This window comes from Phycisphaerales bacterium (assembly GCA_040217175.1).
Taxonomy (GTDB): Bacteria; Planctomycetota; Phycisphaerae; order Phycisphaerales; family UBA1924; genus JAHCJI01.
This window is the reverse complement of sequence record JAVJNT010000001.1, coordinates 568,492-589,318: the sequence shown is the minus strand read 5'-3', so window position 1 is coordinate 589,318 and position 20,827 is coordinate 568,492. Positions and strand designations below refer to the sequence as shown.

Genomic DNA, 20,827 nt, shown 5'->3' with positions numbered 1-20,827 from the left:
GACATCCTAGATCGTCCCGCTCCACGCTCCGGAACCGAGGGCGATTTGAGTCAGTGAGGTCTCTTATGCCAGCAGGGACACCACGTACATGGGTCGCATCCCGTCCGGAGCTTCTGGCTCCTGTGACCGGTGCGCCGCGCTCTTGTACGGGTTCCCTCGCGTATCGTCAACCTCCTATGGGCACCACCATGACGCAGCGAGTCGTTGTCGGCGTGGGCGCCTCGGCCGGTGGCCTCCACGCGTTCTCGTCGCTGCTCGAATCGATCCCACCCGACCTGCCCGTCGCCTGGGTCTTCGTCCAGCACCTCGACCCGACGCACGAGAGCATGATGGCGGAGCTCTTGTCGCGGAAGACGAAGCTCAGGGTCAAGGAAGCCCAGCCCGACGAAGAGGTGCAGGCCGGCTGCGTCTACGTCATCCCGCCGAATCGCTTCATCACGATCGAGGGCAACGCGCTTAGGCTCGACACGCCCTCGGGCGAGCGGGGCGGCCGGCTCTCGATCGACTACCTGTTCCGGTCGCTGGCCGACTCCTTCGGCCGCAGCGCCATCGGGGTGGTCCTCAGCGGCACGGGCAGCGACGGCACCAACGGCCTGCGCGCCATCAAGGCCGCCGGCGGCTTCACGATCGCGCAAGAGCCAGGGAGCGCCGCCTACGACGGAATGCCTCGAAGCGCGGTCGAACAGGGGGTCGCGGATCTCGTGCTGGAGATCAACGAGATTCCCGAGGCCATCCAACGGTTCCTCGACCACCCGTACGTCAACGGCGGCAGGCCCACCGGAACAGCCGGGTCGGGGGAGGCTGACGACGAGAGAGAGCAACGAGGACTCGACGCGAAGGGTGATCGACATGGCTCCGAAGATGGCGGCGACCTCCCCGACGAATTCCACGGGGTCTTCGAGCTGCTCCGCAGCGAGCTGGGCATCGATCTCACCTTGTACAAGAGTTCCACCCTCGCCCGGCGCGTGCAGCGGCGGATGGGCCTGCGTCACGTCACGACGCTCTCCGAGTATCTCAACCTCATCAAGCAGGATCGCACCGAGCTCCAGGAACTCGCCCGCGACGTGCACATCAGCGTCACCGACTTCTTCCGCGATCCCGAGGCCTTCGAAGTGCTGTCGGAACGCGTCATACCCCGCATCTTCGAGGCCGCGTCGGCCGAGCCCGCGGACGAGCGCATCATCCGCGTCTGGGCGCCGGGTTGTGCCACGGGCGAAGAGGCCTTCTCGCTGGCCATCGCACTCCTGGAACACCGGGAGAAGCGATGGTCGGACGCCGGTATCGCCATCCAGGTCTTCGCGACCGACGTCGACCCGGAGGCCATCAGGCAGGCTCGCGCCGCGGTCTATCCCGAGGCGTGCCTGTCGAACGTGAGCGAGGCACGACGGGACACCTACTTCGACCGGCTGGACAGGGCCGGGATGTTCCGCGTTCGCCAGCCCGTGCGCGACCTGGTGTCGTTCGCCACGCACAACCTGCTGAGCGATCCTCCGTTCTCGAGGCTCCACCTTGTCAGCTGCCGGAACCTGCTCATTTATCTGCGTCGCGAGGCGCAGGAAGGCGCCCTCTCGAGCTTCCACTTCGCGCTCGAGCCCCAGGGCTACCTCTTCCTGGGCCCATCCGAGGCGCTCGGCCAGGCGGCCAGCCACTTCCGCGTCATCGACAAGCGATGGCGGATCTACCAGCGGCTCGAGACGCAGGGCAAGCAGGAGGCCCCCGGCACGCCGGCATTCCTGGGCCGCCGGTTCGAGCCCGTCGCGATGCCCATGCCCACGATGCAGCGCCACCAGGAGCAGCGCAGCAGCGAACTGGCCTCGCTGCGGCTGCTGGCCCAGGCCTCGACCCCGCCCAGCGTGCTCATCAACGGCCAGCACCAGGTCGTGTACCTGCACGGCGATCTCATCGAGTTCCTCGATCTGCCCAGCGGCGCGGGGGGCATGACCCTCATCGAGATGGTGCGTGAGGAGCCACGGACGCGCATCCGGGCCGCGGTCTATCGGGCCTCGCGGTCACGCGAGCGGATCGTGACCCGGGGCACGCTGCATACCCGCGGCGGCGAGCAGCGCGCGTACACGGTGACCGTTTCGCCGTGTGCCTCGACCGAACTGGGCGACGACCTGCTCGCCGTGACGTTCGAGCTCGGCGCCGCGCCCGAGCCCGACGGTTCTACCGACGCCGACATCGGCACCGTCACCGAGGAACTGAATCGGGAGGTCGAGGCCCTCCGCAGCGACCTGCAGTCGACCGTCGAAGAGCTCGAGCAGACCAACGACGCGCTGCGTACGAGCAACGAAGAGTCGATGACGATGAATGAGGAGCTCCAGTCGACCAGCGAGGAGTTGGAGACCCAGTCCGAGGAGCTCCGCAGCGTCAACGAGGAGCTCATCACCGCCAACAGCCTGCTCCGCGAGAAGCTCGATGAGCTGCAGGAGGCCCACGCGGACATCGCCAACCTGCTGCACAGCACCAAGCTGCCGGCCATCTTCCTCGACCACGATTTTTGCATCCGCCGCTACACGCCCGAGGCCCGCAAGCTGCTCAGCGTCATCGAGAGCGACATCGGCCGCCCGATCCGCGATCTCAAGGGCGTGTGCGTCGACGACGGGATGCTCGACGATGCGCGCAAGGTCATCGACGGGCTCGCCCCGGTCGAGAAGGAGATCCAGGGCGACGACGGTTCGTGGTACCTGCGTCGCATCCTGCCCTATCGCACCGCCGATGACCGCATAGATGGCGTCGTGATCACGTTCTCGCAGGTCACGCGCCTCAAGGAACTGACCGCCGGCCTGACCGCCCAGCGCGAGCAGCAGCGGGCGGCGGCCGAGGCGGGCGTGCTAGCCCTGCGGGAAGGTGACTTCGTCGGCCTCGCCGAGCACGCGGTCAACATCGTGGCGCGAACGCTCGGATGCCCGATGTGCAAGGTGCTCGAGCTGACCGAAGACCGCCGCGAGCTGCTGATGATCGCAGGCGTCGGCTGGCACGATGGGCTCGTCGGAAGGGCCACCGTCCCCAACGATCGCGGCAGCCAGGCGGGATACACGCTGGAGGCGGCCGGGCCGGTGGTCGTCCCGGATCTGCCCAACGAGACCAGGTTCAGCGGCCCCGCGTTGCTGACCGACCACGGCGTCGGCAGCGGCGTAAGCGTCATCATCTTCGGGCCGGGCGGCGAGCCGTACGGCGTCCTGGGCGTGCACGGAACGAAGCCCAGGGCCTTCGACCAGCACCAGGTGGCGTTCGTCCAGCAGATCGCCAACGTGCTCGGCGGCGCCCTGCAGCGGATACGCGTCACCGAGGATCTTGAAGAGAGCCAGCGCAAGCTGCAGGCGATCATCGACAACGCGCCCGCGGCGATCTACGCAAAGGACCTCCAGGGCCGATTCATCCTGGTCAACGCGGCCCTCGGGCGTGCGGTCGAGATGGATCACACCAAGATCATCGGCCTGCGAGATGAAGACCTGGTCTTCGATGATGCCAGGGCCGAGGCCTATCGCCGTAACGACGCCGAAGTTGCCAGGAGCGGCGAAGCGATCGAGTTCGAAGAGACGGTCGTGTTCAAGGATCACACGCGCTCGTTCATCTCGCAGAAGTTTCCTCTGCGAACGACTGATGGCTCGGTGTATGCGGTGTGCGGCATCTCGACGGACATCACCGAACGCAAGAACGCCGAGAAGCACCTGCGTGTCGTCATGGCCGAGCTGAACCACAGGGTCAAGAACACCCTGGCGTCGGTGCAGGCCCTCGCCCGTGTGACGGCCAACAACGCGCCGTCGATGGACGCCTTCCGCAAGGCATTTGCCGATCGACTGACCTCGATGGGCGTCGCCCACTCGCTCTTGACACGCAGCGACTGGCGAGGCGCCAACATCCGCGACATCATTACCAGCGAGGTCGAGCCCCGAGTCGCCGCATCGGACCGGCTCGAGATCGAGGGACCCGAGCTGGCCATCAGGCCAAAGAGCGCGCTCTCGCTGCACATGGCCATCCACGAGATGGCCACCAACGCCGCCAAGTACGGGGCGCTCTCCACGCCGGAGGGCCGCCTGCGCATCCGGTGGCGCATCGTGACCAGCCGCGAGACAACCGGCGTGGAGATCACCTGGACCGAGCGCGGCGGGCCGACGCTGGAAGCCTCGCACACGGAGGGCTTCGGAAGCCAGATGATCCGTGACATGCTCGCCTACGAGCTGCAGGGCGAGGTCGATTTCGACTTCGAGCCCGAGGGCCTGACTGCGCGCATCTGGTTCCCACTGCGCCACGCCGATACCGATGCCATCGTGCCGGCGTCGCTCACCGGGGCGAGCAATTCGAATGCCCGAGCCGGCGCTGCGCGCCGCAAGGAGAAGCGTGCGGCAAGCGAAACGCCAGCGAAGATCGGAGCGGACAACTCGTCCGAGCGGCTGCTCTACGTCGAGGACAACTCGGTCATCGCGCGCTCGATGACCATATTCCTACGCGACCTGGGCTTCGAGGTCGTTGGTCCCATCGCAACCCTCGACGGTGCGATGAACGCCGTCGCGGAGAACACCCTCGACGTAGCGCTGCTGGACATCGATCTCAACGGAGAGCGGGTGTAGCCGGTCGCCGACAAACTGCTCTCGCGTGGCGTGCCATTCGCATTCGTCACCGGCTACAACGCCGAGGATCTGCCCCAGGCCCACGCCACGGCGCCGCTGTTCGCCAAGCCGCTGGACCTGGACAAGCTACAGGCGTGGCTTACAGAAGACTGAACGGCGTGACCGGTGGCCTCATCGCCTTGTGATGCGGGATGTCGATATCGTGCGGCTCGATGCCTGCCTACTCGGCGTCGTCGAAGTCATCCTTGAACGCAATCTCGAAGTCGTGCACGCTGGCGACCTCGGCCGCACTCTTGCTCGCGAAGTTCTCGAAGCGACCGACGATCGCGTCGGCATCACCCGCGAGCGAGCCCATGACGCGAAACTTGTTGGCCAGGATGTCTTGCAGGTCGGCGGTCGTGTTACGCGCGTGGCCGGCAGGGTACATCACGAGCCCGGAGTCGTGGGTGTTGCCGCTGGTGTCGGTGATGACCATGCTGGTGGGGATGCCGTCGGGGTACTTGTCGTCGTAGGTCTTGCCGCCGTGCTCGAAGGTGATCTTGTCCATGAGCGATCGGGTGACGGCGTTGTGGATCGACGCGCGATCGTAGTCGTAGGGCGTGAGGATCAGGTCCTTCCAGTTGACCTTCTTGGTCTCGAGCGCCTTGCGGATGAGCGTCGAGACGATGTAGACCATGCTGTGGTCGGCGCTCTGGCGGGTGGTGGGGGTGCGCTTGGCCGGATCGCCGATGATGCCGAAGGCCGGCTCGTACGCCACGATGTTGATGTTCTTGATCGCGCCGCCGTCGGCCTGCTCGAGCAGGCCCGGGTTCTTCGTGAACAGGTCGATGACTGCCTGCAACGCGCCCGCGCTCTGGTGCTCGTACAAGCCCAGCTTGAAGTGCATGCCCATGACGGCGAAGTCGTCACCCGACCTTGCCAGCACGAGGTCGAACGGCGAGGCGTCGGCCTGCTCGGTGTTCGCGTCGGTCGCATTGACGGCCTTGAACATCTGCCCCGGCCCCTCGAAGATGCGGAAGATTGCCTCGGGGTTGCGGAAGATGTCGCGCGGGCCGAGGAAACCGGCCATCGCCCGCTTCATGCTGAGGATCGCCACCTCGGTGCTGATGGCGGCGCTGGCGCCCTTGCTGTCGCTGAGCTGCTTACCCGCGCGGATCGCACGGAACGGGATGTAGTGGGCCACGACCATGCCGATGGCACGCTCGATCTGCTCTTCGGTCGCACCCAGCATCGCGCCGAAGACCGCCGCGCTGGCGATGGCGCCGTGGACGACGTGGTCGACCTTGTACGTCTTGAGGCTGAAGACCTCGGCCAGGCGGCCGCGGATCTCGTCGAGGCACACCATACCCTTGAGCGCGACGTCGCCGCCCGAGCCGAGCATCTGCGCGGCCGCCACCGGCACGGCGTAGAAGTCGTTGTGCCCGAACTCGCCGGCCGTGTGGCCCAGTGCCGGGTTGTAGCCGAAGTTTGTCCCGTTGCTGTCCCACTCGCGGACGGCGTTGGCGTTCGCGAGGATCGCCTTCTCGGCCTTCACGCGCTGGCTCGACCCGAAGCAGGTCGCCCCGTGCGTCGTCGCCGTGCCCAGCGGCTTGCCGGTGTGCCCGGCCGGCACGGCGTATTCGAGGGCCTCGGCCCTCAAGATGGTGGGGGCGTTGGTGCGGAGGGCTAGGGCGCTCACGCCACAGAGGCACGCGTCGGTGTAGAACAGGTTGGTCCGCTCGAGCACGCTCTGGTCGGGACTGCCCGAGGCCATGAAGTCGATGGCGTAGCGGGCGATGCCGCGGGCCTGATTGCTGTCGGCGGGCACGGTCACGTGCGTGTCGGTGCTGGAGGCGGGAGCGGCGGCTTGGGTCATGTTTGGGGGTCCTCTGGAGTGGTGGGGGAGGGTAGGGGGGAGGTCGCGAATTGGCGATACCGTTCTTGCCCAAGCAGTCTGGAGACTCCATGGTCGATCAGGTCCGGCAGTTGGTCGCTGCGCTCGGCGGTGATCCCACGCAATGGAATCAGGCCGACATGAGCGAGATTGCGATCTGGTACCAGCACATCGCAAGGCAGTTGAGAGTCAATCGGACGGACGCGTGCGTGGAGAGCTGTGACACCTTTGCATGGGTAGGTTTCCTGGATCAGGGCTCAACCCACTATCTGCTACGGTTGCTCGGGGCACCCTTCGCAACGTGGTCGACGACGCACGAAGCCGGCAAGATCGACCCTTGTGCGGCGCCAGCCCGAGCACGGGAACTCGAGTACGGTCTGGTGACGCTGCTCAACGAGTCACTCCTGCGAACGCGACTCACCATCAAACAGTGGGTAGACATCGGCTGCGAACGCAGAAGCCTGTTAACTTGGTTTCACCCGAACAGCCGGCCGAGTGTTGCCGAAGTATGCTTCAACAACTACGACTGAAGGAGCGAAAGTCATGCACATCCAGTACAACTACGCCAACATCGACGCATCCGACGCACTTCAAACGCACGTCGAGCAGCAGCTCGAATCGCAGGTCGGCCACTTGTACAAGCACCTCACCGGCTTCGAGGTCCACATCGCCGACGAGAACAGCTCCAAGAAGCACGGGCCCGACGACAAGCGGTGCACCATCGAGGCCCGGCCGCGGGGGCGCGATCCGATCACGGTCGAAGCGCACGCGGCCGACTTCTATCCCGCCATTAACGACGCGGCCCACAAGCTTCGCAGTGCGCTGACCAAGCGGCTCGAGCGCGACTAGCTCCCCACGCTGCCGGTGAATACGAACCACCCGAGCCCCACGAAGAAGAGCCACCAGCCGTAGATCGCGTGCTCCATGCCCGCGGCCAGCGTCGACTTCGTGCGCAGGTACGTCCAGGCGAAGAAGACGCCGCCCGGCAGCGTCACGGCGAACGCCATCCAGTGCCAGAACGGCGCGTGCAGCCAGGTGAAGGCCAGCACGTTTAGCACGAACAGCACGCGGACGTCGAGCACGATGCGTCGGTAGCGGTGGAAGAAGAACGCGCGGTGGGTGATCTCTTGCGGGTAGGCGCTCAGCCACGGGTAGCCGATGGCGATGAACAGCAGGATGATGGGGGCCTCGCGCGGCAATCGCAGGAAGGCGTCGATCTCCTGGCCGTCGCGGCCAACGAGCGTCATGAGCGGCGTCAATTGCGAGAGCGCGTAGGCTGCCGCGAGCATGGCCACGGCGTTGATGGCGAACAAGCCGAAGATGCGCTTGGCGTCCTTGCGGAACGCTTGCCAGTTCCAGAGTTGGCGGGCCGGATAGCTGGGGTCGATGGCAAGCCAGATGCCCAGGAGCATCGCCGACGCGATGAGCGTGGGAAACAGCAGCGAACCCGGGGGCACGGGCGGGTCGGCCAGCACACCGAGGCCGACCGAGCGGAACAGCCCGTCGAAGCGATGCTCCGGATCCATCACCGCCGCGGCCAAGGCCGGCAGGAACGCGAAGAGGAACACCATCTCGCACCAGAGCCAGAGCCGTACGAGCGGTCGAGGCTTGCCAACGTGATCGATGGCGTTCGGAATGCTTGCGTCGACTGACACGTCACCGCAATGATGGCCCCTGAGACGCACTGGTGCCTCGCCGCCACAGGATTCCCGAACCCACACCCCTCCCCTGCCACCTCGATACTGCCGATAATACAAGTTATGTTGAATACGATGGGAGGCCCGCCTCGTGTCGGATCCGGAGGCACGAACGGGTGCCCGTTCCGCTGGGGGCGGCGTCACGCACGGTCGCCCGGCCTCTCCTTTGTGACCGTGCCGCCGATGACCATGGCCGCGGAAATGATCAGGATGTTCTTAATGATGTACTGGCCCTCGAGCGTCAGGCCGTAGGGCACGCGGCCGGGCTGGAAGGTCACGTCGGGGAGGATCACGAGCGGCATGAACGTCCCGACCATCTGCATCGCCAGCAGGGCGATCGCGAAGCGGAGCGTCGGGCGGAAGAGAAACAGCACGCCGATGGCGACCTCCCACCAGCCGATGATCGCCAGCCAGGTGGTCGCCGGCAGCAGCGGCATCCAATCCACGGTCTGCAGCACCAACGCCTCGGCCGGCGAGATTCCCAGGGGCTTCAGGATGCCGAACCAGACGAAGATGACCGCAAGCGTGAATCGCAGGGCGCCGTGGCCGTAGTGCCGCATGCAGCCAGAGATCCGACGATCGACGTCCTTGAGGTCCACTGGTTGCCTCCGACGAAATGGTACGGGAGGCCCGATCGAGCATGCCCACCGGCGGACGTGACGCGGGCTATCTTCCCCCATGGCCCAGGAAACCACCATCTTCGACAGGATCATCGCGGGTGAGATCCCCTGCCACCGGGTGTACGAGGACGAGCACGTGCTCGCGTTCCTCGACGTGGCGCCGCTGAGCAAGGGTCACACGCTGGTCATTCCAAAGGAGCGGGCCGCCCAGATGGACGGACTGAGCGACGAGTCCGCGGCGGCACTCGGCCGCGTGCTGCCGCGCATCTGCCGGGCGGTGTTGAAGGCGACTGGCGCCTCGGCGTACAACCTGCTGCAGAACAACGGCGCCGACGCCCACCAGGCCGTCATGCACCTGCACGTGCACGTCATCCCCCGCAATCCGGACAAGGCCGAGGGCACGCCAGGCAGCGGACTGGGCATCGGCTGGCCGTCGGGCGAGCTCGACGACGGCGCCACCCTCGCGAAGGCGATCTCTGGCGCGATCACGACGGAGTAATCGAGCACATGCGCAACCTCATCATCGAAACCCTGCGATACGAGCGAGCCGAGAACCTCAAGATCGCCCGGTCGCTGCCCGAGGGCACCGTGGCCCGGCGCCCGGGCGGGCTCGCCCAAACACCGGCTTGGATCGTGTGTCACTTTTACCTGGCCGACAACCTGCTGGGCAAGAGCCTCGGGCTCGTGCCGGGCGACATGCAGGGCCTGTTCAAGGAAGTTGGTCCGGGCTCGGACGTGGACCGTGCGGGCGAGGCACTGGCGACGCACTTCGGCACGTGGACCAATGCCATCGATGCCGCGGCCAACTCGCACGAGGCGCTGCTCGGAGCTATCGCCGGCGTCTCCGACGAGGCCTGGGCGGCCCCCCATCCCAACGAGAACGCCCGCTCCTACTTCCCCACGATCGGCCACAACGTCGTCTACAACGTCTGGCACGAGGGCAACCACGGCGGGCAGCTCCGGGCGTGGATGCACGCGGCGCGGCACGAGGGGCTCTTGGGCTCCTGAGTCGCGTGCCATCGGCCGGCTTTTGGCCTACCCTTGCGTCCCCCAACGGTGCCGCTGAGAGGCCCGTTTCGTCTCTGTTCGCATACTCGGCTCCGAGGAACCATTCCACATGGCGCAAGGCACCATCACGCAGGTCATCGGCTCCACCTTCGACGCGCAGTTCGCCGAGAGCGACCTGCCCGAGATCTACAACGCCATCACGGTCGATGCCGACACCCCCGCCGGCAAGCTCACCCTCGTGGGCGAGGTGCAGCAGCACCTGGGCGGTGGTCGCGTCCGCTGCGTGGCCCTGGGCTCGACCGACGGCCTGCGTCGCAGCATGACCTGCACCGACACGGGCCAGCCCGTGAGCGTGCCCGTGGGCGAGGGCGTCCTCGGCCGCGTGTTCAACCTGCTGGGCGAGCCCATCGACAACCGCGGCCCGGCCAACGCCAGCGGCCGCAAGCCCATCCACCGCCATTCGCCCGAGTTCACGGCCCTGAACCCCAACACAGAGATCCTGCCGACCGGCATCAAGGTCGTCGACCTGCTCTGCCCCTTCGTGCGTGGTGGCAAGATCGGCCTGTTCGGTGGTGCGGGCGTGGGCAAGACCGTCATCATCCAGGAAATGATCGCCCGCGTGGCCCGTGAGTTCGGTGGTTACTCCGTGTTCTGCGGCGTGGGCGAGCGTACCCGCGAAGGCAACGACCTCTGGCGTGAAATGCAGGAGGCCGAGTACACCGACGAGAACGGCCAGACCGCCCACGTCATCGACAAGGTGGCCATGGTGTTCGGCCAGATGAACGAGCCCCCCGGCGCCCGCCTCCGCGTCGCGCTGAGCGGCCTGACCATGGCCGAAGAGTTCCGCGACGCATCGGGCAAGGAAACGATGATGTTTGTGGACAACATCTTCCGCTTCACCCAGGCGGGTTCGGAGGTGTCCGCGCTGCTCGGCCGCATGCCGTCGGCCGTGGGCTACCAGCCGACGCTCTCGACCGAGATGGGCGAGCTCCAGGAGCGCATCACCTCGACGGCCAAGGGCGCCATTACCTCGGTGCAGGCCATCTACGTGCCGGCCGACGACCTGACCGACCCGGCCCCCGCGACCGCGTTCGCCCACCTCGACGCGTTCGTCGTGCTCGAGCGTTCGATTGCCGAGAAGGGCATCTTCCCCGCCGTCGATCCGCTGGCGTCGACGTCGACCATCCTCGACCCCAGCGTGCTGGGCGAGCGTCACTACGCGGTGAGCCAGAGCGTGCAGCGTATCCTGCAGCGCTACAAGGACCTGCAGGACATCATCGCCATCCTCGGCGTCGACGAGCTGAGCGAAGAGGACAAGCTGATCGTGGGCCGCGCCCGCAAGATCGAGCGCTTCCTCAGCCAGCCGTTCTACGTGGCCGAGGTCTTCACCGGCTTCCCGGGCATCTACACGAGCCTGGAAGACACCATCGACAGCTTCGAGCGCTTGGTCAACGGCGAGGGCGACGACCTGCCCGAGAGCGCCTTCATGTACGTCGGCACCCTCGACGACGCCCGGGCCAAGGCCGAGAAGATGGCGGCGAAGGCGTAGCGCGGGTCCGAAAGGGCTGATCAATCAGGCGACCCTCGGGTCGCCCTTTTTCATGGGGTTCCAGTCTTGGAAAGCAAGAAGGCGCTGTGCGGCGAGATCCGGATCGAGTCCGTTCCGACAACGCGTGCCGTCGAGCGTTGGCGGCAACTACGCGCGCAAACAGAGAAGTCCGGGATCTACCCGTTGCTGCTCGGGCCGCCGGTCGATGCATTCGGCCAGGTCGAAGATCTCGAGTTCATCGAACTCGGCGAGAGTGGCCCATGGACACACCAGGACGTGATGGCGAAAGCGACCCCTGAGGCCGCCGCCGAATTCCTTGCCGAGCGCAAACGCGAATCGGCCGAGATGGCCGAAGAGGGCATCGAGTATCCCGAGCGCGGTGAATGGCCCGACGAACCCGGGCAGATGACCGATCCGGACGACTTCCTCGTACTACTCAATCCAGAAGGCGAGCCGGTTGAATCGCTGCTGCTCGCACACGTGCCGGCGCGAAGCGGCGCCGAGGCCATCGGAGCGATCGCATACGGCGCGTGGAATGACTGTCCGATGCCATGGATACACGTTGCATACGTGAAGCAATGGCAGGAGACGTTTGGTGCAGAGCTGGTTGTGTGTTCGAACGACACCCTCGAATTCACGGTCTCCCGCCCCCCGACCACACGCGAAGCGGCGGTCGAACTTGCGCTGGAGCACTTCTGGTACTGCGCAGACATCGTCGATCAGGGCACCGAGACGATCGAACGCCTCGCCAACGAGTTGCTCGACGCACCACGCTGGTTCTTCTGGTGGGACTGATCACCACTCCCCCGCATACACACACCCATATCCCCCCGCCGCTCGCTCGATCAACTGGTGCCGACGCTTGATGAGCTGGCGGGCGTGGAGCGTGTCGTGGTCGGCCCAGCTTGCCAGCAGGTCCCCGGCGTGGATCACGAAGCCCTTGGGGTGATGGTGCGCCCGGCTCCAGTCGATCTGGTCGAGGGGGCCAAGCGACGCGAGCCAGGCGAGGTTCTCGCGGCGAAGCGTCGAAAACTCGTCAAGGAACGCTCGCGGATCGCCGGCGAGATCGTCGAACTTCGTGACGTCGCCCTGCGGGTCCATCGTCTGCCAGGCCTCGGTCGGATCGCGCAGCGTGCGCTCAAGCCGCGGCCGGAAGTCCTCGCGCTCTTCGCGGGCCAGATGCCCCATCACCTCGGCGATCGCCCAGTCTTCCGGCCGGGGCTTCCATCGCCAGTTGGCCTCCGGCAGGTCGGCGAGGATCGCGTCGAGCAACGCTGGAAAGCTCCGCAGCCGATCGACGAAGTAGGTTGGTTCGAAGCGATCCGCCGGATCGGCCATGGTGATACCCCCTCTCGCCCGAGGGTAGCGGGCCGGCGTAGCATCAATCGCACCCACCAGGAGGCCCGGCCATGACCACCACCGGCACCACCTTCCCCACCATCAACCTGCTCCAGTGGATCGACGAGCATCCCGAGGCCTTCACGCCGCCGGTGATGAACAAGCAGTTCTTCCACGAGAGCAGCGACGCGATCATCTTTGTGTCCAAGGGCCCCAACACGCGCAACGATTTCCACGTCAACCCGACCGAAGAGCTGTTCTACCAGCTCAAGGGCGACATCGCCGTCCGCGTTCGGCCGCTCGATGGCAGCCCGCCGCACAACGTGATCGTGCGCGAAGGCGAGCTCTTCCTGCTGCCACGATGGGTGCCCCACCGCCCGCAGCGACCGGCCGACACATTGGGTCTCATCGTCGAGTTCCCGCGCGGTTTCGACGAGAACGGCAACCCGCAGAAGGATGGGCTCCAGTGGTACTGCCCCCAAGACGATGAGCTCGTCTACGAAGACTACTTCGAACTCGAACACATCGACCGTGACCTGCACAAGGTGATGGATGACTTCTGGGACGGACCGGTGGAACGCCGGACGTGCAAGAAATGCGGCTATGTGATCACACGGGCGCCCGAATTCGAGATGGATCCGCTGGGCGGGGGCTGAGCGTGGCGTATCGGACAATCGTTCGGTGCCAATGCGCGAGAATGACCCTGGTGTGGCTGGTCGCGTCGATGCTGGCCGGCTTGGGCGGCTGCTCGCCCTTCGGCGACGTGGACATGTCAACTAAGGACCTCGACCGAAGGATCACCAGGGCCGTACGTGGCAACGCGGTGTCCTACGTCCGCAGCGGGAGCGAAGCCGAGCCTCGACTGATCTACGTTCACGGCACGCCCGGCGACGCCGGCGCCTTTGCCGAGTTCGTGCGCAACCCGATCGACGGCGTCGAGTCCATCAGCGTCGATCGGCCGGGCTTCGGGAAGACCGGAGGCCCCGCCCTGACCTCATTCGCCGACCAGGCCGCCGCCCTCGAGCCACTGCTCGTCGAGCGTGAGGGTACGTGGCCCGTGCTTGTGGGCCACTCGCTCGGCGGCCCGATCATCGCCCGGATGGCCGCGGACCATCCCGATCGCGTCGCGGCGATCGTCATCATCGCCGGCTCGCTCGATCCAGACCTCGAGGACCCGCGGTGGTTCAACTACGTGGGCGTGGCGCTCGGCCCCGTCCTGCCCCGGATGCTCCGCGTCAGCAACGCCGAGATCTTCGCGGCCCGCGAGCAGACCGAGCGGCTCGATGCGGTGCTGGTGCGCGTGCGCTGCCCGGTCGTCATCGTACACGGCACCAGGGACGGCCTCGTGCCGTACGCCAACGTCGAGTACATGCAGGAGGCGTTCACCGGATCGCCACTCGTCGAGACGGTGAGGGTCGAGGGGGCGGGGCACTTCGTGCTGTGGGGACGGCAGGAGATCATCCGCGACGCCATCTCGAGTGCGATACAGCACGCGAACATGCGGGGGCAAGCTCTGCCGAAGCAACAAGGGTCGTCAGCCGAGGGCCCTGTTCCACCGGAATTCGTCGCCAGGTAGCTCTCAGCCCGTCGCCGGCTCGGGCGTCCCGGCCTTGCTGAACGTGAAGCTCGTCCCCTGCACATCGACCGCAATCGTGTCGCCCGCTCCGAACTCGCCCGCCAGGATGCGGCTTGCCAGTGGATTCTCGATGCGCTGCTGGATCGCCCGCTTCAGCGGCCGGGCGCCGTAGGCGGGATCCCAGCCCTCGCTGGCGAGTTGGGCCTTGGCCGCGTCGCTCAGCTCGATAGCCATGTCGCGCTCGGCCAGCCGCCGCCGCAAGCGCTCGAGCTGGATGTCGGCGATCGCGCCCAGCTGGTCCTTCTTGAGCTGGTGGAACACGGCGATCTCGTCGATGCGGTTGAGGAGTTCGGGCCGGAAGAACGCGCCGCGCAGGTCTACGTTGAGCCGGGCGTTCATCTCGCCGCTCTCCATGTCGGGGTTGAGCCCCTTGCCGGCGACGTCGACGCCCGGGCCGTGGCGGATGAGGTCGCGCACGGCGGCCTCGATCTCCCAGTCCTCGGCGCCCTGTTCGGTCATCTGCTGGATCTTCTGGCTGCCCAGGTTGCTCGTCATCACGACGATGCAGTTGCGGAAGTCGACCGTGCGGCCCTGCCCGTCGGTCAGCCGGCCATCATCGAGCAACTGCAGCAGCACGTTGAACACGTCCTGGTGGGCCTTCTCGACCTCGTCGAGCAGGATGACGCAATACGGCCGCCGGCGGACAGCCTCGGTCAGCGCCCCGCCCTCGTCATAGCCAACATACCCAGGGGGCGCACCGATGAGCCGGCTCACGGCGTGCTTTTCCATGTACTCGCTCATGTCGATGCGCACGAGCGCTTCTTCGGTATCAAACAAGAACTGCGCGAGCGCCTTGCACGTCTCGGTCTTGCCCACGCCGGTCGGCCCGAGGAAGAGGAAGCTGCCGATGGGCCGGTCGGGATCGCCCAGCCCCGCCCGGCTGCGGCGGACCGCGTCGGCCACGAGCCGGAGCGCATCGTCCTGGCCGATGACCCGCTCGCGGAGGTGCTCTTCCATGCGCGTCAGCTTGTCGCGCTCGCTCTCGACCAGGCGGGCGACGGGGATGCCCGTCCACCGGCCCACCACCTCGGCCACTTGCTCGGCGTCGACCTCTTCCTTGACCAGCAGGTCGCCCTGCTTGGCCTTCTCCCGCAAGACCTCGTCTGCCTTGGCCAGCTCGGCCTCGAGCTCACGCATCTCGCCGTACTGGATGCGGGCCGCGGTCTCCAGGTCGCCCCGCCGCTGGGCCTGCTCGAGCTCGACGCGCTTGGCGTCGATCGTCTCCTTGATGCTCTTGACCTGATCGAGCTCGGCCTTCTCCGCCTCCCACTCGCTGGTGAGGGCGCGGTTCTTCTCTTGGAGTTCGGCCAGTTCTTTCTCGATCCGCCCGAGTTCCTTGGCACTGCCGTCGCTCGACTCCTCGAGCTTGAGCGCCTCGCGCTCGATCTCGAGCTGCATGATCCGCCGCCGCAGCTCGTCGAGCTCGGTGGGCATGCTGTCATTCTCGATGCGAAGCCGGCTGGCGGCCTCGTCGATCAGGTCGATCGCCTTGTCGGGCAGGAAGCGATCGGCGATGTACCGCTGGCTGAGCTGGGCCGCCGCGAGGATCGCCCCGTCCTGGATGCGCACGCCGTGGTGGGCCTCGTAGCGTTCCTTGAGCCCACGCAGGATCGCCACGGTCTCTTCCACCGAGGGCTCGCCCACGAAGATGGGCTGGAAGCGACGCTCAAAAGCCGGATCCTTCTCCACGTGCTTGCGGTACTCGTCCAGCGTCGTCGCGCCGATGCACCGCAGCTCGCCCCGCGCCAGGGCGGGCTTGAGCAGGTTCCCAGCGCTGACCGCCCCCTCGGCCGCGCCGGCGCCGATGATCGTGTGCAGCTCGTCGATGAACAGGATGACCGCGCCCTCGCTGGCAGTCACCTCGCGGAGCACCGCCTTCAGCCGTTCCTCGAACTCGCCGCGGTACTTGGCGCCGGCGAGCAACTGGCCGACGTCTAGAGCCATGATCCGCTTATCGCGCATGCCCTCGGGGCAGTCTCCGTTCACGATCCGCAGCGCAAGCCCCTCGGCGATCGCCGTCTTGCCCACGCCCGGCTCACCGATGAGCACGGGGTTGTTTTTCGTCCGCCGGCTGAGCACCTGCATCGTGCGGCGGATCTCCTCGTCGCGGCCGATGACCGGGTCGAGCTTGCCTTGCTGGGCCTTCTCGGTAAGGTCGACGGCGTACTTCTTCAGGGCCTCGTAGGTGGTCTCGGCGTTCTGATCGGTGACGTTTTGCACGCCGCTGGCCTTGCGCACGTCTCTGATGGCCTGCTCGATTGCCTTGGCCGAGGCGCCAACCGCATCCAGCACGCGCTTGGCACCGCCCTCCTGAGCGCACGCAAGGAGCAGGTGCTCGGTGGCGATGTATGAGTCGCCCATGGCCTTGGCGTGCTGGTCGGCCTTCTGCAGCAGCCCCATGACTTCGCGCCCGGTCTGGCCGGCGGCCGAGGACGTCGTCGGCAGGCTCTTGAGCTCGGCCTGGGCTACTTGGAGCACGCGGTCGGCTCGCACGCCGGCCTTGTCGAGCACCGATCGGGCCGGTCCATGCTGGTCCTCCAGCATGGCGGCCAAGACGTGCAGCGATCCCACTTCGGGGTTCGAGTATCCGAGAGCGGAAGCTTGAGCAGCGGCGAGCACCTGTTGAGCGGCGGTGGTGAGCTTGTCGGGCGTCATGAGCGGGTCCTCCGAATCCGGAGAACCAACGTACAAAGGGCGCGCCGAACACTCGGACCCCACCGGAGGGCCAATCAATCGGGTTCCAGGGCTCGAACATGGTCAGTCGGGCGTGCCTGGCTGCCGGACTGGCAGAGGCGGCCGCTACGCGGTCACGTCGACGCGGCCGCCGGTCTCGCTCGCGCCGGGAGTCGCCGAGACGGCTCCGCGGCTGGCCCGTGCGACCTCTGCTGCACTCTCGATTAGGGCGTTGACGGCCCGACCCTCGGCTCGGGCGGCGTCCAGTTGCTTGCTGGCCACCGCCATGCTGACCGAGTTGCCGACGCTGGCGTTGATGAGGCTGGGCACTGTCATAAAGCCATTTTCGGCCGATTAGGAGCCCGGCTCGAATAGAAGCGGCGACCGACCCAAACCCTTCCCGATCACGGGGAACGAGCCGGCCCGAAAATCGACCCAGAACGACCAGAACCGCCGATCACTGGTCTTCGAACGGGCTCCCGTGGGGCTTGACCGGGCCGCCGCAGCAACGTACAACAGCGGCCTGCCGCGTCGATGGGAGCAACCCCGGAAGCGCGTGGCCGGTAGGATTCGACGAGAGTGTCCGCGGCCCCGACCGCCGCCATGCGAGACCGCAAAGGAAGGCCCTCATGACCCGCAGCCAGACCACCCGCCGCGTCCTGATCTCAGCCCTGCTGACCGCGACCGGCGTGTCGCTGCTGGCCGGCTGCGGATCGACGGGCCGCCACACCTACCTCCGCTGGAACGTCGCCCCGGAGCTCGAGACGCTCGACAAGCGGTGGGTCGACGCTGACAACGAGTATGCCATCATGAACAGCGAGAACACTCGCATGCTGCGGGCAGACTGGCGCAAGGTCTGGTACGTCGATCGTCCCAGCCGACTGAGCTCCTACCCCAACCCCTTCTGATCGTTCGAATCCATCGATGATGCAAGCCCGGCTCTCGGCCGGGCTTTTTCGTGCCTCTGGCCCGCGCTGTGGCCTCAGCCGACGGCCACACCCGCCAGCCGCTCGACGATCTGCACGGCGTTCAGGGCGGCGCCCTTGCGCAACTGGTCGCCGCACGTCCACACGCCCAGCCTCCGGCCGCTCCGCGACAGCCGAGGCCTGGAGATCGAAACAAGGTCGGTGCCAGCGATGTCGCGCGGCGTCATTAGCGCGGCCGGGTCGCCGTTGAAGGCGACACCTGGAAACGCGCCGAACACCTCAGCCACCGCTCCAAGCGTCGCCGTCCGCGCCAGGTCGAGCGTGATCGACTGGCTGTGGCATCGCTCGACCGGCACCCGCACGCACGTCGGCACGACGTCCAGATCGGGCTCTGCAAGGACCTTTCGGCTTTCGGCGATGATTTTCGACTCCTCGACGTTCAGCCCAGTCTCCATGTCAACCGGAGACTCGTGCGGGAACACGTTGAACGCGCAGGGCACAGGAAAGACGCTCGCCTCGGCCGCCCGGCCGTCGAGCACGTCTCGCGTCTGGTCGAACAGCTCTCGCACCGCTGCCCGGCCGGCCCCGGAGACCGCCTGATAAGTCGAAGCCAGCACCGCCTCCACGCCGAACGCCCGGCGGATGGGCTCGACCGCGAGCAACAACAAGATGGTCGAGCAGTTCGGGTTGGCGACCAGCATGGGAGCAGTGTCGAGGAGGTGCCCATTGACCTCCGGCACCACCAGCGGCGTCGACTCGTCGAGGCGGAACGCCGACGAATTGTCAACGACGCGCACGCCATGGTCGATGGCGGCCGGCACGTGCGACCTTGCCGTGTCGGCGTCGGCGCAGAAGATCGCGACGTCGCAGCCCTCCAGCACACCTTCCCGGAGCTCTGCGATGGTCAACTCGGCATCCGCATACGGCAAGACCGTGCCGGCCGATCGCGACGAACCCAGGGCACGCACTCGCTCGCGCGGCACGCTCCGCTCGGCCAGGATCGAGAGTGCCTCCCGGCCCACGAGCCCAAAAGCACCAACGACCGCGATCGTCGACTCCTGCAGCGGTGATGTACGGGCACTCACGGCTCAGCCCCCACCGTCTTCAGGCTTCTTGCGACCCGGCAGCAGGCCGCCCAGCCGATCGCGCACCTCGTCACCGATCTTCTCCTCGACCTTCTCGCGGGCACGATCGATCTCTTCCTGCACCTCGCCGCGCAGCTCGTTGGCGAGTTGCGTGGCACCGGCCTGCACGAGCGCATCGCTCCACGCCTGAGTGTCGATGTCCAGCACGGGCGCATCGAGCGGACCCGTGACGCCGATGGGCAACCGCAACTCGTCGACCTGCGCCGAGCCCGCGCCCGGCAGCGTGATGGTCGAGCCCCGGACCAAGACGTTGAGCGGAAGGCTGATCCAATCCGGCCGGAAGGCGCCCTCGATCACCGCGTCGACGGTCCCGCCCGCCAGCAACGGCTGGTCGCCACCAGCGCGAAGGGCGGCTGAGACGGAGTCGGCCGGAATACCCCGCCGCGCGAGGAGCAGCGTCGAGTTTCCCCCGCCGCGAGCCGCCGAGCCCAGCGCGACGTCGGCTTCGTAGGAACCCGACCGGCTCCGCACCGTGACCTTGGGCGCCCCGTCGACGAGCCAGGGCTGGGTCGACACGTTCTCGGCGCGAGCGTCGAAGACCTCGCCCGGCACGTCGGCCGACGTCATGCCCTCGACCACGATCTCACGCACCAGGAACGTCGGCGCGTCATCCACCAGGTGGTCGGCGGCCACGAACGCGTACCCCTTCTCGGCGATCTCTCGCTCGAGGCGATCGCGGAACGTCTCCTGTTCCTCCTCGGGCGGAGCACCGGGGCCCGCGTCTTCCTCTCCCGGCTTCTTGTCGCTGGCCTTCTCAAGCCATTCGCGGACCTGCCGCAGCCGGTCGCGCCACTTCTCGGCCTGCTCGAGGTAGTCTTCGAGCGTCTTGCCCTCGCCCTCGGGCTCGGGCGGCTCCCGCCGCGGACGGACCAGCACGCCCGGCGTCGCCCGCTGCTCGCCGGTCGAGGCCTCGCTGGCGACGAGCCGATCGATCGCGAAGCGCTTGCGCAGCAGATCGGCATTACTGAAATTGCCCTCGAGCCGCGCGGCCCGGAAGACGTCGGTCGTCAGGTCCTCGGGGTCGGCCACGGCCAGCGACGTCACGATCAATTGACCATCAGAGAGATCGATATCGGCGCTGCCCACGTCGACCGTCGCACCGTTCGCGCGCTCCAGACCGGTCTTGAGCGCGTAGGTCACCACCGGCTCGGCCAGGAACATCGTGGCGATCCACGCCAGCCCGACCATGAGCACCGAAACCACGATGCCCAGCGGCCGCACGGGCAGCCCGACCCGCTTCTCGGCAAGCTCGGCGTACGTCTTCTTCTGCTTGCCGAAGAACACCCACACCAGGCCGCGGACCCACTTCTTGCTCGTTGTCCGCTTGTAGCGGTCCGAGCCTTCCTCGAGCCCGGCAAGCGTTCGTCTCAGGCGGCCGATGGCCAGCACCATCGCCGTCGCCGCGATGGCGCCGACGACCACGCCGAGCACGAGGCCGCCACTAGTCGCGTAGTACTCGAAGCCAAACCACGCCAGCACCGGCGCGTTGATGAGCGAGCCCATCAGCCCCCCCAGCGGACCATCGAGTACCGCACGCCCCACGCCAAACTGCACCGGCATGATCAACAAGCTCAGTACCTTGCTACCCGCCGCCACGACCGTCGCCACGAACAGGTTTGCGTTGAGAATGAGAAGCAACGCGAGCAAGAACAAGAGCAGGGCAGGAGACGTCTTCGCACTGGGCACGAAGCCGATCATGGCGCCCAATACGCAGGCCATGCTCACCTGTACCGGCGTGACCTTGCCACGAATCAGCTTTCCGATCTTGCGTGTGAGCATGCAACCCTC

Annotated in this window: 19 protein-coding genes; 11 read left to right on the top strand and 8 right to left on the bottom strand. The window is 66.8% G+C overall.

Annotated elements, in window-relative coordinates; genetic code table 11:
- Positions 1–176 precede the first annotated feature (176 nt).
- Together RIA68_02580 and RIA68_02575 are read left to right on the top strand one after the other, a co-directional pair.
- Positions 177–4,574: a chemotaxis protein CheB gene (locus RIA68_02580; GenBank protein ID MEQ8316320.1), complete on the top strand. Its 4,398-nt coding sequence runs from the start codon at positions 177–179 to the stop codon at positions 4,572–4,574.
- Between the two features lie 30 nt (positions 4,575–4,604).
- Positions 4,605–4,727, top strand: coding sequence for a hypothetical protein (locus RIA68_02575; protein ID MEQ8316319.1), 123 nt, complete (start codon positions 4,605–4,607; stop codon positions 4,725–4,727).
- Positions 4,728–4,794: 67 nt separating this feature from the next.
- Here RIA68_02575 and RIA68_02570 read toward each other — a convergent pair whose 3' ends face one another.
- Positions 4,795–6,429, bottom strand: a complete 1,635-nt coding sequence (locus RIA68_02570; protein ID MEQ8316318.1) for an MmgE/PrpD family protein — start codon at positions 6,427–6,429, stop codon at positions 4,795–4,797.
- 89 nt (positions 6,430–6,518) lie between these two features.
- On the opposite strand from RIA68_02570, the gene RIA68_02565 reads away from it, so the two are divergent.
- On the top strand, positions 6,519–6,977 hold the full coding sequence (locus RIA68_02565; protein MEQ8316317.1) for a hypothetical protein: 459 nt from the start codon (positions 6,519–6,521) through the stop codon (positions 6,975–6,977).
- A 13-nt stretch (positions 6,978–6,990) separates the two neighbouring features.
- Complete coding sequence (gene raiA, locus RIA68_02560) at positions 6,991–7,296, top strand: ribosome-associated translation inhibitor RaiA (protein MEQ8316316.1); 306 nt, start codon at positions 6,991–6,993, stop codon at positions 7,294–7,296.
- On the opposite strand, the gene RIA68_02555 is transcribed toward raiA, so the two are convergent.
- Complete coding sequence (locus tag RIA68_02555; GenBank protein MEQ8316315.1) at positions 7,293–8,102, bottom strand: CPBP family intramembrane glutamic endopeptidase; 810 nt, start codon at positions 8,100–8,102, stop codon at positions 7,293–7,295. The genes raiA and RIA68_02555 overlap by 4 nt on opposite strands.
- A gap of 182 nt (positions 8,103–8,284) precedes the next feature.
- A complete protein-coding gene (locus RIA68_02550; GenBank protein ID MEQ8316314.1) occupies positions 8,285–8,743 on the bottom strand; it encodes a hypothetical protein in 459 nt (152 codons plus the stop codon).
- Positions 8,744–8,822: 79 nt separating this feature from the next.
- Between RIA68_02550 and RIA68_02545 the strand changes: the two genes are divergently transcribed.
- From RIA68_02545 to RIA68_02530, 4 genes are all read left to right on the top strand, one after another.
- On the top strand, positions 8,823–9,263 hold the full coding sequence (locus RIA68_02545; GenBank protein ID MEQ8316313.1) for an HIT family protein: 441 nt from the start codon (positions 8,823–8,825) through the stop codon (positions 9,261–9,263).
- Positions 9,264–9,271: 8 nt separating this feature from the next.
- Entirely contained in the window at positions 9,272–9,772 is a 501-nt protein-coding gene (locus RIA68_02540) for a DinB family protein (GenBank protein MEQ8316312.1), read from the top strand.
- Between the two features lie 109 nt (positions 9,773–9,881).
- Positions 9,882–11,321, top strand: a complete 1,440-nt coding sequence (gene atpD, locus RIA68_02535) for a F0F1 ATP synthase subunit beta (protein ID MEQ8316311.1) — start codon at positions 9,882–9,884, stop codon at positions 11,319–11,321.
- A gap of 66 nt (positions 11,322–11,387) precedes the next feature.
- Positions 11,388–12,116 (top strand): DUF4253 domain-containing protein, encoded by a 729-nt coding sequence (locus RIA68_02530; protein ID MEQ8316310.1) that lies wholly within the window; start codon positions 11,388–11,390, stop codon positions 12,114–12,116.
- On the opposite strand, the gene RIA68_02525 is transcribed toward RIA68_02530, so the two are convergent.
- Positions 12,117–12,659, bottom strand: a complete 543-nt coding sequence (locus tag RIA68_02525) for a DinB family protein (protein MEQ8316309.1) — start codon at positions 12,657–12,659, stop codon at positions 12,117–12,119.
- A 71-nt stretch (positions 12,660–12,730) separates the two neighbouring features.
- On the opposite strand from RIA68_02525, the gene nbaC reads away from it, so the two are divergent.
- Positions 12,731–13,315 (top strand): 3-hydroxyanthranilate 3,4-dioxygenase, encoded by a 585-nt coding sequence (gene nbaC / locus RIA68_02520; protein MEQ8316308.1) that lies wholly within the window; start codon positions 12,731–12,733, stop codon positions 13,313–13,315.
- Between the two features lie 41 nt (positions 13,316–13,356).
- Positions 13,357–14,235, top strand: coding sequence for an alpha/beta fold hydrolase (locus RIA68_02515; protein MEQ8316307.1), 879 nt, complete (start codon positions 13,357–13,359; stop codon positions 14,233–14,235).
- A 3-nt stretch (positions 14,236–14,238) separates the two neighbouring features.
- On the opposite strand, the gene RIA68_02510 is transcribed toward RIA68_02515, so the two are convergent.
- Together RIA68_02510 and RIA68_02505 are read right to left on the bottom strand one after the other, a co-directional pair.
- The gene (locus tag RIA68_02510) at positions 14,239–16,950 is read right to left on the bottom strand and encodes an AAA family ATPase (GenBank protein ID MEQ8316306.1); all 2,712 of its coding nucleotides are present in this window, start codon (positions 16,948–16,950) and stop codon (positions 14,239–14,241) included.
- A gap of 144 nt (positions 16,951–17,094) precedes the next feature.
- The gene (locus RIA68_02505) at positions 17,095–17,304 is read right to left on the bottom strand and encodes a hypothetical protein (GenBank protein MEQ8316305.1); all 210 of its coding nucleotides are present in this window, start codon (positions 17,302–17,304) and stop codon (positions 17,095–17,097) included.
- Between the two features lie 293 nt (positions 17,305–17,597).
- Here RIA68_02505 and RIA68_02500 point away from each other — a divergent pair, with 293 nt between their 5' ends.
- Positions 17,598–17,876, top strand: a complete 279-nt coding sequence (locus tag RIA68_02500) for a hypothetical protein (protein ID MEQ8316304.1) — start codon at positions 17,598–17,600, stop codon at positions 17,874–17,876.
- Positions 17,877–17,950: 74 nt separating this feature from the next.
- Here the strand turns inward: RIA68_02500 and RIA68_02495 are convergent, their stop codons facing one another.
- Positions 17,951–18,979, bottom strand: a complete 1,029-nt coding sequence (locus RIA68_02495) for an aspartate-semialdehyde dehydrogenase (protein MEQ8316303.1) — start codon at positions 18,977–18,979, stop codon at positions 17,951–17,953.
- A 3-nt stretch (positions 18,980–18,982) separates the two neighbouring features.
- Positions 18,983–20,818 (bottom strand): hypothetical protein, encoded by a 1,836-nt coding sequence (locus RIA68_02490; protein MEQ8316302.1) that lies wholly within the window; start codon positions 20,816–20,818, stop codon positions 18,983–18,985.
- Positions 20,819–20,827: the final 9 nt, after the last annotated feature.